Raw genomic sequence first — 11,978 nt, 5'->3', positions numbered from 1 at the left:
GACGTCAACGGGGCAAAACAAACTAATTCGTCGACTAATCAAACACACTGTTGAGTTCTCAAGTATCAGACGCACCCGTTCCGCGCCGGCTGGGCCGGTCTGGTCGCGGGGCAACCTGCACAAACTTACCGGGCTCTTGGCTCACCGTCAAACTCGTGAGCTTCGTGCTTCGGTGGTCGCAGCTGGTCTCCGCCTCATCTGGCCTTCTGGCCAGGAAGCGGCGCCGCTTGCGGCGACAGGTGAAACATTAGACCGTCCTCGCCGAGCATGCAAAACCGGGGGTGCCCTCTACGCATCACCGCAGGTCAGCGGCCTGTACGACGCCGCGGGGCGGCGGGCCGGTAGGTGCTGACGGTCGGATCGCCGGTGATCCAGAAGCGCCACGGACGCTCGGCTGCGTGCCGGAGCCCGACCCGCGGACCCCTGCTGATGTCGGCTACCCGCTCCCCCGAGACCAGGTCGACGGGATCGCCGTTGTGGGACAGGTCGAGGTCGAGCACGCGGCACAGACGCGCCGGCCCCCTCGCGAGGTCGCGGTCGCTGCTGCCGGGGCGCCGCTGTCGGGCGAGGTCGTGGCCGGCGACCACCTCACCGGCGCGGAGCAGGACGGCGCCGGGGTCGCCGTCGGGTCCGGTCACCAGGTTGGCGCAGTGGTGCATGCCGTAGACGAAGTAGACGTAGAGGCGCCCGGGCGGGCCGAACATCACCGCGTTGCGCGCGGTCCGGCCCCGGTGGGCGTGGGACCCGGGGTCGAGCGGGCCGGCGTAGGCCTCCACCTCGGTGAGCCGCACCGACACCCCGCCGTGGGTGATCACGGCGCCGAGCACCCGGGGTGCGACCTCGATCGGGTCGCCCTCAGCCCAGGCGGGCACGGTGACCGGTGCTCGCGACGCGGAGCTCGTCGAGCTGCTCCTGAACGCGCACCGGCGCGGTGCCGCCTCGACCGGCGCGCGAGGCGACCGAGCCTTCGACGGTGAGCACGGACCGCACCGCCGGGGTCAGGAACGGGGAGATGCCGGCCAGCTGCTCGTCACTGAGGTCGGGCAGGTCGCAGCCGAGCTCCTCGCAGCGGCGTACGCACGCGCCGGCGAGCTCGTGGGCGTCGCGGAACGGGACGCCCTCGCGCACCAGCCACTCCGCGACGTCGGTGGCGAGCGAGAACCCCTGGGGCGCGAGCTCCGCCATCCGCGCGGCGTCGAACGTCAAGGTGGCGACCATGCCGGTCACCGCCGGCAGCAGCACCTCGAGGGTCAGGACCGAGTCGAAGACCGGCTCCTTGTCCTCCTGCAGGTCGCGGTTGTAGGCGAGCGGCAACCCCTTGAGCGTGGCCAACAGCCCGGCCAGGTTGCCGACCAGCCGGCCGGCCTTGCCGCGGGCGAGCTCGGCGATGTCGGGGTTCTTCTTCTGCGGCATGATGCTCGACCCCGTCGACCACGAGTCGTGCAGCGTCGCGAAGCCGAACTCGCGGGTGGTCCAGAGGATGACGTCCTCGGCGAGGCGGGAGAGGTCGACGCCGACCTGGGCGGTGACGAACGCGAACTCGGCGGCGAAGTCGCGGGCCGCGGTGCCGTCGAGGGAGTTGGCCGACGAGCCGGAGAACCCGAGCTCGGCGGCCACGGCCTCCGGGTCGAGCCCGAGCGTCTGGCCGGCGAGCGCCCCGGAGCCGTAGGGCGAGTCGGCGGCGACCCGCGCGTCCCAGTCGCGCAGCCGCTCGACGTCGCGCACCAGCGGCCAGGCGTGCGCGAGGAGGTGGTGCGAGAGGAGCACCGGCTGCGCGTGCTGGAGGTGGGTACGCCCCGGCATCACGGTGCTCGACCCGTCGGGGTCGAGGTGCGCCGCGGCCTGCTCGGCGAGCACGTCGACCAGGTCGAGGACGAGCGCGGAGATGGTGCGGGCGTGGTCGCGCAGGTAGACCCGGAACAGCGTCGCGACCTGGTCGTTGCGCGAGCGCCCGGCACGCAGCCGCCCACCCACCTCCGGGCCGACCTCCTCGAGCAGCAGCCGCTCGAGCGCGCCGTGGACGTCCTCGTCGCTCGGCGCGGGCGCCAGCTCCCCCGCGGCGTAGCGCTCCCCCAGCACCGCCAGCCCGCGCAGCAGCTCGGCGTGGTCGGCGTCGGTGAGCAGCCCGGCCCGGTGCAGGGCGTTGGCGTGGGCGCGCGACCCGGCGAGGTCGTAGGGCGTCAGCTGCCAGTCGAACTGCGTCGACCGCGACAGCTCCTGCAGCTCGGGGGACGGGCCGCTCGAGAAGCGGCCGCCCCACAGCGAGCCCTCGTTGGTGGTGCCGCCGCTCGTCGGTGTCTGTGGCATCAGTCGGTCCCGAACTCCATCGCTGCGTTGTCGAGGGCGGACTCGTCGTCCGCCGTGGCGGCCGGGTTGTCGGTGATCTTGTCGTAGCCGCCGGCCTCGATGGCACCGTAGAGGGTGCCGTTCTCGACCAGCACCTGGCCCTGGTCGAGCGGCTGAGCGGCGTACTGCTCGAGCTTGGCGCGCGAGTCGGCGATGTCGAGGTTGCGCATGGTGAGCTGGCCGATGCGGTCGGTGGGACCGAAGGCGGCGTTGTCGGTGCGCTCCATCGACAGCTTGTCGGGGTGGTAGGAGAACGCCGGGCCGTCGGTGCGCAGGATCGAGTAGTCCTCGCCGCGGCGCAGCCGCAGGGTGACCTCGCCGGTGACCAGGGAGGCGATCCAGCGCTGGATCGACTCGCGGATCATCAGCGCCTGCGGGTCGAGCCACCGGCCCTCGTAGAGCAGGCGGCCGAGCTTGCGGCCCTCGTTGTGGTACTGCGCGACGGTGTCCTCGTTGTGGATCGCGTTGACCAGTCGCTCGTAGGCGATGAACAGCAGCGCCATGCCGGGCGCCTCGTAGATGCCGCGCGACTTGGCCTCGATGATGCGGTTCTCGATCTGGTCGGACATGCCCAAGCCGTGCCGGCCGCCGATCACGTTGGCCTCGTGCACGAGCGCCACCGGGTCGTCGTGGCGCAGGCCGTTGACGGCGACCGGGCGGCCCTGCTCGAAGCGGATGGTGACGTCCTCGGTGTCGATGGCGACCGCGGGGTCCCAGAACCGCACGCCCATGATCGGGTCGACCGTCTCGAGCGAGACGTCGAGGTGCTCCAGCGTCTTGGCCTCGTGGGTGGCGCCCCAGATGTTGGCGTCGGTGGAGTAGGCCTTCTCCTGGCTGTCGCGGTAGGGCAGGCCGTGCTCGGTGAGCCAGGCGCTCATCTCGTGGCGCCCACCCAGCTCGCTGACGAAGTCGGCGTCGAGCCACGGCTTGTAGATGCGGAGGTCGGGGTTGGCGAGCAGGCCGTAGCGGTAGAACCGCTCGATGTCGTTGCCCTTGAACGTCGAGCCGTCGCCCCAGATGTTCACGCCGTCCTCGTGCATGGCACGCACGAGCATGGTGCCGGTGACCGCGCGGCCGAGCGGTGTGGTGTTGAAGTAGACGCGTCCGCCCGAGCGGATGTGGAACGCGCCGCACGCGAGCGCGGCGAGCCCCTCCTCCACGAGCTGGGTCTTGCAGTCGACCGCGCGGGCCAGCTCGGCGCCGTACTGCAGGGCGCGCGAGGGCACCCCGGAGATGTCGGGCTCGTCGTACTGGCCGATGTCGGCGGTGTAGGTGCACGGGACCGCGCCCTTCTCGCGCATCCAGGCGACGGCCACCGAGGTGTCGAGGCCGCCGGAGAAGGCGATGCCGACGCGCTCGCCGACGGGGAGGGAGGTGAGGACCTTGCTCACGAGATGTCCTTTGCAGTGGTGGGGCTGGGGGAAGCGGGGGTGGGTGCCGGGGTGGTGCCGCCGTGGCCGTGCCGGGGGTCGTTGGCCAGGTCGAGGAAGCGCTGCACCAGCGCGTCACCGCCGGCGGGGTCGCGACCGATGACCAGCAGGGTGTCGTCACCGGCGATGGTGCCGAGGATGTCACCCAGCTCCGCCTTGTCGAACGCGCTGGCGAGGAACTGGGCGGCCCCGGGGGGCGTGCGCAGCACGACGAGGTTGGCACTGGCCTCGGCGCTGACCAGCAGCTCGGCGCAGAGCCGGGCCAGCCGGTCCCGGCCGGCGGCGCTGGCCCGCGGCGCGGAGGCGCTGCGGTCGCCGCCCTCCCCCGGCACGGCGTAGACGAGGGCGCCGTCGGGGCTGCGCACCTTGACCGCGTCGAGCTCGACGAGGTCGCGGCTCAGCGTCGCTTGAGTGACGCGTACGCCGTGGTCGGCCAGCAGGTCGGCCAGCTCGGTCTGGGAGCGCACCGGGTGGGTGGTGACGATGTCGATGATCCGCTGGTGGCGGGCGCCCTTGGTCAGCGGCGTCGTGGCGGTCATGACGAACGCTCGAGCAGCCAGGCGAGCACCGCCTTCTGGGCATGGCGGCGGTTCTCCGCCTCGTCCCAGACCACCGACTGCGGCCCCTCGATGACCTCCTCGGAGATCTCCTTGCCCCGGTAGGCGGGCAGGCAGTGCATGACGATGGCGTCGGCGGCCGCGTGGGAGAGCAGGTCGTCGGTGACGCCGTAGGGCGGGAAGACCCGCAGCCGCTCCTGCGCCTCCTCCTCCCGGCCCATGCTGACCCACGAGTCGGTGACGACGACGTCGACGCCGGAGACCGCCTCGACCGGATCGGCGGTGAGCTCGACCGATCCGCCGGTGTCCTGGGCGATGTCGCGCGCCTTGGCGACCACGTGGGCGTCGGGGGTGAAGCCCTCGGGGGCGCCGACGACGACGTCCATGCCCGCGGACGCGCCGGCGAGCACCCAGGAGTTGCCCATGTTGCAGGCGCCGTCGCCGACGAACGCGACGCGGAGCCCGGACAGCCGGCCCTTCTGCTCCCGCACGGTCTGGAGGTCCGCGAGGAGCTGGCAGGGGTGGAACTCGTCGGTGAGGGCGTTGAGGACGGGGACGCCGGAGTAGGCCGCCATCGTCACCACGTCGCCCTGGTGGGCGGTGCGCCACACGATCGCGGCGGCCTGGCGCCCCAGGATGCGGGCGACGTCCTCGACGCCCTCGCGCGATCCCATCGCGGCCAGGCCGCCGTCGACGGTCATCGGGTTGCCGCCGAGCTCGGCGATGCCGGCGGCGAAGGAGACCTGCGTGCGCAGGGTGGGACGGTCGAAGACGAGCGCGACGGTGCGCGGGCCGGCCAGCGGCTTGTGGTCGAAGGGTGCGGCCTTCATCCGATCGGCGAGGTCGAGGACCTCGACGAGCTCCGACGGCGAGAGGTCGTCGTCGCGGAGGAGGTGACGGGTCATGGCGTGGCCTCCTGGGCGGCGCGGCGGGCGGTGTCGAGGACGGCGGGGAGGGCGGCCCCCAGCGCATCGAGGTCGGCGGCGCCGATCACGAGCGGCGGGACGAAGCGCAGCCGGGTCGGGCCGGTGGCGTTGAGGATGAAGCCGGCGTCGCGGGCGGCGGCGACGGCCTGTGGGGCGTAGGGCCCGTCGAGCTCGGCGCCGCGCATCAGCCCGGCGCCGGTGACGTCCACGACGCCCTGCTGGGCCCGCAGCAGCGCCTCGAGCTGGGCGCCGCGGGCCACGGCGGCGTCGAGCAGTCCGTCGGCCTCGACCGTGGCGAGCACGGCCAGCGCGGCGGCGGCCGCGACCGGGTTGCCGCCGAAGGTGGTGCCGTGGTTGCCGGGCTGGAGCAGCGTGGCGGCCGTCCCGCGGGCGACGGTGGCGCCGATCGGGATGCCGCCGCCGAGGCCCTTGGCGAGGGTGACCACGTCGGGCTCGACGCCGTCGAGCAGCTGGTGGGCGAACCACGCGCCGGCGCGCGCGATGCCGGTCTGCACCTCGTCCAGCCAGAGCAGCGCGCCGTGGTCGTGGGCGATGCGCTGCGCGGCGGCGAGGTAGCCGGGGGACGGCACGACGACGCCGGCCTCCCCCTGGATCGGCTCGAGGACGACGGCCGCGACGGTCCCGTCGACGGCGGCCTCGAGCGCGGCCACGTCGTCGTACGGGACGAAGGTGACGTCGCCGGGCAGGGGCTCGAAGGGCTCGCGGTAGGCGGCCTTGGAGGTGAGCGAGAGCGCGCCCATCGTGCGGCCGTGGAAGGACCCCTCGGCCGCGACGAGCCTGGTGCGGCCGGTGCGGCGGGTGAGCTTGAGCGCCGCCTCGTTGGCCTCGGCGCCGGAGTTGCTGAGGAAGACCCGCGCCGAGTCGTCCCAGCCGAGCAGGGCCACGAGCCGCTCGGCGAGCGCGACCTGCGGCTCGGTGGCGAAGAAGTTGCTCACGTGGCCCAGCGTCTGCAGCTGGCCGGTGACCGCCTCGACCAGCGCCGGGTGTGCATGGCCGAGGGCGTTGACCGCGATGCCGCCGAGCAGGTCGACGTACTCCTTGCCGTCGGCGTCCCACACGTGGGCGCCCTCACCCCGCACCAGCGCGAGGACGGGCGGGCCGAACGTGTTCATCACGGCGCCGGCGTAGCGCTCCTGGATGTCGCTCACGTCTGCTCCTCGGTGGGGTAGGGCTTGCGCATCCGGGTGGCGGCGCCGGGCAGCACCTGGGTGCCGACGCCCTCGTCGGTGAAGATCTCGAGCAGCACGGCGTGCGGCTCGCGACCGTCGACGACCGTCGCGCGTGGCACTCCCCCGGTGACCGCCTCGTAGCAGGCGCGCATCTTGGGGACCATGCCGGCGTCGAGCGTCGGCAGGAGCTCGCCCAGCGCCTCCGGGCCGATCTCCTGGATCAGGTCGTCGGAGTTGCCGTAGTCGCGGTAGAGGCCCTCGACGTCGGTCAGCACGAGCAGCTTCTCCGCGCCCAGGGCCACCGCGAGCGCCGCGGCGGCGGTGTCGGCGTTGACGTTGTGGACGCGGCCCTCGACGTCGGGCGCGACCGAGCTGACGACCGGGACGCGGCCCGCCTCGATGAGGTCGAGCACCGCCTCGGGCCGCACCTCTGCCACCTCGCCGACGAGTCCGAGGTCGACCTCCTCGCCGTCGACGATAGTGCTGGCGGGCTCGGCCCGGAACAGCCCGGCGTCCTCGCCGGAGAGGCCGACCGCCAGGGCGCCGTGCTGGTTGATGAGCCCGACGAGCTCGCGCTGCACCTGGCCGACGAGCACCATCCGGACGACGTCCATCGCCTCGGGGGTGGTGACCCGCAGCCCGCCGCGGAACTCCGACTCGATGCCGAGGCGGTCGAGCATGCGGGAGATCTGCGGGCCGCCGCCGTGCACGACGACCGGCTTGAAGCCGGCGAAGCGGAGGAAGGCGATGTCCTCGGCGAAGGCGACCTTGAGCGACTCGTCGGTCATCGCGTTGCCGCCGTACTTCACCACGATCGTGCGCCCGTGGTAGCGCTTGAGCCACGGCAGCGCCGCGGCGAGGGTACGGGCCTTCGCCGGGTCGGGCCGGCGGGGGCTCTGGACGGTCTCGGTCGTCGGTGCGTCGCTCATGAGCTGTAGGCGCTGTTCTCGTGGACGTAGGCGTGGGTGAGGTCGTTGGTCCAGACGGTGGCGCGGGCGTCGCCCGACTTGAGGTCGATGGTGACGCTGACCTCGCGGCCGGACAGGTCGACCCCCGCCGGGTCCTCGGCCGGGGTGGACTCGCGGCAGACCCACACGCCGTTCATCGCCACGTCGAGGTCGGCCGGGTCGAAGCGCGCCTGCGTGGTGCCGACCGAGGCCAGCACGCGGCCCCAGTTGGGATCCTTGCCGAAGACCGCGGCCTTGAAGAGGTTGCTGCGCGCGACGCTGCGGCTGACCTCCACGGCCTCGTCCTCGGTGGCGGCGTGGACGGTGGTGATGGCGATCTCGTGGTCGGCGCCCTCGGCGTCCTTGAGCAGCTGCATCGCCAGGTCGGTGCAGGCCTGGGTGAGGGCGGCGGTGAAGTCCTCGGGGGTCGGCGTGATGCCGCTGGCGCCGCTGGCCATCACGGTGACGGTGTCGTTGGTCGACATGCAGCCGTCGGAGTCGAGCCGGTCGAAGCTGACCCGGGTGGCCGCGCGCAGGGCGGTGTCGAGGTCGGCGGCGGGCACCACGGCGTCGGTCGTGAGGACGACGAGCATCGTGGCGAGCTGGGGCGCCAGCATGCCGGCGCCCTTGGCCATGCCGCCGATGGACCATCCCGCGCCCTCGACGACGGTGTTCTTGCTGACCGAGTCGGTGGTCATGATCGCCTCCGCGGCCTGCGCCCCGCCGTCGGCCGAGAGCGCGGCGGTCGCCGCCTCGACCCCGGCGAGGAGGTCGTCGCGGTCGTTGGCGAGGCCGATGAGGCCGGTCGAGCAGACGACGACGTCGATCGCGCCGATGCCCAGGCCGTCGGCGACCTTCTCCGCCACCGCGTGGGTGGTCTGGAAGCCCTCGGGCCCGGTGTAGCAGTTGGCGCCGCCGGAGTTGAGCACGACCGCACGCACGACGCCGTCCTTGACGACCTCCTGGCTCCAGAGCACGGGGTTGGCCTTGCAGCGGTTGGCGGTGAAGACGGTGGCGGAGTCGTGGGTGGGGCCCTCGTTGACGACGAGGGCGAGGTCCTTCGCGCCGGTGGACTTGAGTCCGGCGGCGACGCCGGCGGCGGTGAAGCCGGCGGGGTGGGTGACGGTCATGGAGCGAGTCCGATCGTGGTGAGCCCGGTGGCCTCGTCGAGGCCCAGGGCGAGGTTCATGCACTGGACGGCGGCGCCGGCGGTGCCCTTGGCGAGGTTGTCGACCACGGCCACCGCCACGAGTCGTCGTACGCGCTCGTCGACGGCGACCTGGACCTGCACGGCGTTGGAGCCGACCACGGACTTGGTCTGGGGCCACTGCCCCTCGGGCAGCAGGTGGACGAACGGCTCGGGGTCGTAGGCCGCGGCGTAGGCCTCGCGGACCTGCTGCGGCGTGACGCCGTCGAGCAGCGGCGCCTGGACGGTGGCGAGGATGCCGCGCGACATCGGCACGAGCAGCGGCGTGAAGCCGACCGCCACCGGGGCGCCGTGGACGGCGCTGAGGTTCTGGACGATCTCGGGGGTGTGCCGGTGGGTGCCGCCGACGCCGTAGGCGCTGGCGTTGCCCATCACCTCGCTTCCGAGCAGGTGCGCCTTGGCGGCCTTGCCGGCGCCACTGGTGCCGGACGCGGCCACCACGGTCACGTCGGGGGCGACCAGGCCGGCGGCCAGGGCGGGCACGACCGCGAGCGTCGAGACCGTCGGGTAGCAGCCGGGGACGGCGATCCGGCGCGCGCCACGCAGCAGCTCGCGCTGGCCGGGCAGCTCGGGCAGGCCGTAGGGCCACGCCCCGGCGTGCTCGCCGCCGTAGAACGCCTCCCACTCCCCCGGGTCGGTCAGCCGGAAGTCGGCCCCACAGTCGATCACCACGGTGTCGTCGCCCAGCGCCTGCGCGATCACCGCGGAGCGGCCGTGCGGGAGGGCCAGGAAGACCACGTCGTGCCCGGCGAGGACGTCGACCGTGGTGTCGGCCAGGACCCGGTCGGCCAGCGGGAGCAGGTGGGGCTGAAGGGCACCGAGGCGCTCACCGGCGTTGGAGCCGGCGGTGAGCGCGCCGACCTCGACGTCGGGGTGGCCGAGGAGCAGGCGGAGCACCTCTCCCCCGGCGTACCCGCTGGCTCCGGCCACGGCGACTGATGCGGTCATGCTGCATGACTATACATGGCGTTGCATGATGCGTTGCTGGGGGTCCGAACCGGAAACCGTGAGCGCCGCCCCGGCCGCTTCCCCTAGCGTGACGGGGATGACCCGTCTGGCGCCAGAGACCTACCTCGACCACCTCCGCTCGGAGTCCGCCCGCTTCCGCGAGGTGCTCGCCGCGCGCGAGCCGTCGGCACGGGTGCCGGCCTGCCCCGACTGGGACGCCGCCGACCTGCTGTGGCACCTGGCCACGGTCCAGCACCGGTGGGCCGAGGTGGTGCGCGCCCGCCCCGCGCGGCCCGAGGAGGTCGACCCGCCCCGCCCCGAGTCGTACGACGACCTGCTCGAGGTCTTCGACGAGTGGTCACGCGACCTGGCGGACGCGCTGGCGGCCGCGGACCCGTCGGAGGAGGCCTGGAACTGGTCGAGCGACCACACGGTCGGCTTCATCCTGCGCCGCCAGGCGCACGAGGCGCTGGTGCACCGCGTCGACGCCGAGCAGGCGGCCGGCGTGGCGAGCGAGCTCGACCCGGTGCTCGCCGCCGACGGCGTCCACGAGTGCCTCGACGTGATGTACGGCGGGATGCCGACATGGGGATCGTGGGAGCCCGGCGAGGGACTGGTGCGGGTGGACGTGACCGACACCGGCGACTCGTTCTGGCTGCGGTTCGGGACCTTCGCGGGGACCGACCCCGACAGCGGGACGTCCTACGCCGACGAGGAGGACTTCCACGTCGTGCCCGCCCCCGAGGGCGCCGAGGTCGAGCCGGACCTGGTCGTCGACGGTCCGGCCGCACCGCTCGACCTGTGGCTGTGGAACCGCGGCGGGAGCGAGGAGCTCTCGACCGCCGGTGACCGCGGTGTGCTCGGGCGGTTCAGCACCATCGTGGCGTCGCCGATCAACTGAACGCGCCCGGCCACAACCAATCGGGAGTCGGCTGCGTCTTCCTCGTCGCCCTCATCAGACACCACGGAAAGACCACTCCATGCGAAGAGCACTCAAGACCGCCGTCGCGGCCCTCACCACCGCCCTCGCCGGCGTCGCGCCGGTCACGACCGGCGCCCCGGCGCACGGTGCGCCGACGATCACCTGCCAGGGCAGGCCGGCAACGGTCGTGGGGAGCACCGGGACGGAGGGCGACGACGTCATGGTGGTCGTCCCGCAGCCGGGCGTGACAGCGCAGGGGCTCGGAGGCAACGACACGATCTGCATCGTCGCCGCTCCCGAGGGTGGGATGCGCAACGTGACCGTGGATGCGGGCGCGGGCGACGACACCGTCGTCAACGAGAGCACCGACGTCGAGGACGTCTGGTACACCATCGTCCTCGGCACGGGCGCCGACTCCTACGTCGGACTCGACGCCGTCATCCCGTCGAACCCGCAGGCGTCCCCGTTCCACGAGACCGTCTACGCCGGCGTCCGGGAGACGGGAAGCGTCGAGGGCTCGCTCGACGTGGAGGTCGACGTGATCGACACCCGCGGCGGAGACGACGTCGTCCACTCCGGCACCACGACGCCCGGTGCGACGAACAACGACACGGTGCTCACCGGCACCGGTGACGACAGCGTCGAGTGGGCCGGGGAGCAGGGAGGCGCCGGCACCCTCGACCTCGGTCCGGGCGACAACACCCTGTCGCTGCACCCCGGCTGGCAGGGCGCCTCGACGACGGTCTCGGGCCCCGCCCGCGCCGCGGTCGTCGACGGCCGGACCGTGCTGCGCTGGGCGGGGTCGATCGCCCACTACGAGGTCGGGGTCCACACGAGGGACCAGAGCTTCACCGGCACCGACGCCGACGAGACGTTGGTGCTCGCGTCCCGGACGACCGGCGGACGACGCGTGATCTCGATGGGCGGAGGAGACGACCACCTCGCGCTCCACTCGATGGGAAGCGGGAGGGTGACGGGCGGCCCCGGTCGCGACAGCTACTCCGGCAACGCCTGCTCGACCGCCACCGTCCGGGTCGGCGGCACCTTCTCGTGCGTCCCGGTGGGCGACGGGGCCGTGCGGCACTCCTTCGGCTTCGACGACTTCGAGGACCTCCTGCTCAAGGGTGGAGACGTGAGGGTCGTGGGCAGCGCCGGCGACGAGAAGGTCAAGATCATGGCGAGCCAGCGGATCCGCGTCCGCGGTCGCGGGGGCGACGACGTCCTCAACGCCACCGCCTCGGGCACCCTGCGAGGCGAGCACCCCGTCGTCCTGGCGGGCGGGCCCGGCACGGACCGTCTCGTCGGGTCGCAGGCACGCGACCGGCTGCTCGGCGGCCCCGGGAACGACAGGCTCTTCGGCGGTGGGCGCGGCGACGAGATCATCGGCGGTCCGGGCCGGGACAAGGCGTTCGGGCAGCAGGGTCGGGACCGCTGCTCGGCCGAGGTACGGCGTACCTGCGAGAGCCGCTGATCGTGCGCACTGGGCCTTGAGTCTCCTGGAGACT

The 11,978-nt window shown here is 73.1% G+C and carries 11 protein-coding genes; 2 read left to right on the top strand and 9 right to left on the bottom strand.

Annotated features, from left to right (window positions below):
• Window positions 1–305 precede the first annotated feature (305 nt).
• Genes AC54T2_RS19610 through argC form a run of 9 tightly spaced genes read right to left on the bottom strand, consistent with a single transcriptional unit; the run spans window position 306 to window position 9,551 of the window.
• Window positions 306–872, bottom strand: a complete 567-nt coding sequence (locus tag AC54T2_RS19610; protein WP_186342701.1) for a DNA-3-methyladenine glycosylase — start codon at window positions 870–872, stop codon at window positions 306–308.
• Window positions 856–2,307 carry an argininosuccinate lyase gene (gene argH / locus AC54T2_RS19605; protein WP_496667005.1) on the bottom strand — a complete coding sequence of 484 codons (1,452 nt, stop codon included), beginning with the start codon at window positions 2,305–2,307 and terminating at the stop codon, window positions 856–858. Before argH ends, AC54T2_RS19610 begins: the two co-directional genes overlap by 17 nt.
• A complete protein-coding gene (argG, locus tag AC54T2_RS19600; protein WP_489976858.1) occupies window positions 2,307–3,737 on the bottom strand; it encodes an argininosuccinate synthase in 1,431 nt (476 codons plus the stop codon). Before argG ends, argH begins: the two co-directional genes overlap by 1 nt.
• On the bottom strand, window positions 3,734–4,315 hold the full coding sequence (locus AC54T2_RS19595; protein ID WP_186342698.1) for an arginine repressor: 582 nt from the start codon (window positions 4,313–4,315) through the stop codon (window positions 3,734–3,736). The genes argG and AC54T2_RS19595 overlap by 4 nt, the downstream gene beginning before the upstream one ends.
• The gene (argF, locus tag AC54T2_RS19590; protein WP_186342697.1) at window positions 4,312–5,238 is read right to left on the bottom strand and encodes an ornithine carbamoyltransferase; all 927 of its coding nucleotides are present in this window, start codon (window positions 5,236–5,238) and stop codon (window positions 4,312–4,314) included. The genes AC54T2_RS19595 and argF overlap by 4 nt, the downstream gene beginning before the upstream one ends.
• The gene (locus AC54T2_RS19585) at window positions 5,235–6,428 is read right to left on the bottom strand and encodes an acetylornithine transaminase (protein WP_496667004.1); all 1,194 of its coding nucleotides are present in this window, start codon (window positions 6,426–6,428) and stop codon (window positions 5,235–5,237) included. Before AC54T2_RS19585 ends, argF begins: the two co-directional genes overlap by 4 nt.
• The gene (argB, locus tag AC54T2_RS19580) at window positions 6,425–7,378 is read right to left on the bottom strand and encodes an acetylglutamate kinase (protein WP_186342695.1); all 954 of its coding nucleotides are present in this window, start codon (window positions 7,376–7,378) and stop codon (window positions 6,425–6,427) included. The genes AC54T2_RS19585 and argB overlap by 4 nt, the downstream gene beginning before the upstream one ends.
• A complete protein-coding gene (gene argJ / locus AC54T2_RS19575) occupies window positions 7,375–8,526 on the bottom strand; it encodes a bifunctional glutamate N-acetyltransferase/amino-acid acetyltransferase ArgJ (protein ID WP_186342694.1) in 1,152 nt (383 codons plus the stop codon). The genes argB and argJ overlap by 4 nt, the downstream gene beginning before the upstream one ends.
• Window positions 8,523–9,551 carry an N-acetyl-gamma-glutamyl-phosphate reductase gene (gene argC / locus AC54T2_RS19570; RefSeq protein WP_186342693.1) on the bottom strand — a complete coding sequence of 343 codons (1,029 nt, stop codon included), beginning with the start codon at window positions 9,549–9,551 and terminating at the stop codon, window positions 8,523–8,525. Before argC ends, argJ begins: the two co-directional genes overlap by 4 nt.
• A 97-nt stretch (window positions 9,552–9,648) precedes the next feature.
• Between argC and AC54T2_RS19565 the strand changes: the two genes are divergently transcribed.
• Together AC54T2_RS19565 and AC54T2_RS19560 are read left to right on the top strand one after the other, a co-directional pair.
• Window positions 9,649–10,452, top strand: a complete 804-nt coding sequence (locus AC54T2_RS19565; protein ID WP_186342692.1) for a maleylpyruvate isomerase family mycothiol-dependent enzyme — start codon at window positions 9,649–9,651, stop codon at window positions 10,450–10,452.
• A 79-nt stretch (window positions 10,453–10,531) separates the two neighbouring features.
• The gene (locus AC54T2_RS19560; RefSeq protein ID WP_496667003.1) at window positions 10,532–11,944 is read left to right on the top strand and encodes a hypothetical protein; all 1,413 of its coding nucleotides are present in this window, start codon (window positions 10,532–10,534) and stop codon (window positions 11,942–11,944) included.
• Window positions 11,945–11,978 lie beyond the last annotated feature (34 nt).

It is taken from the genome of Nocardioides sp. Z35_8 (genome assembly GCF_059621125.1).
This window is presented reverse-complemented; position numbering and strand designations above follow the sequence as displayed.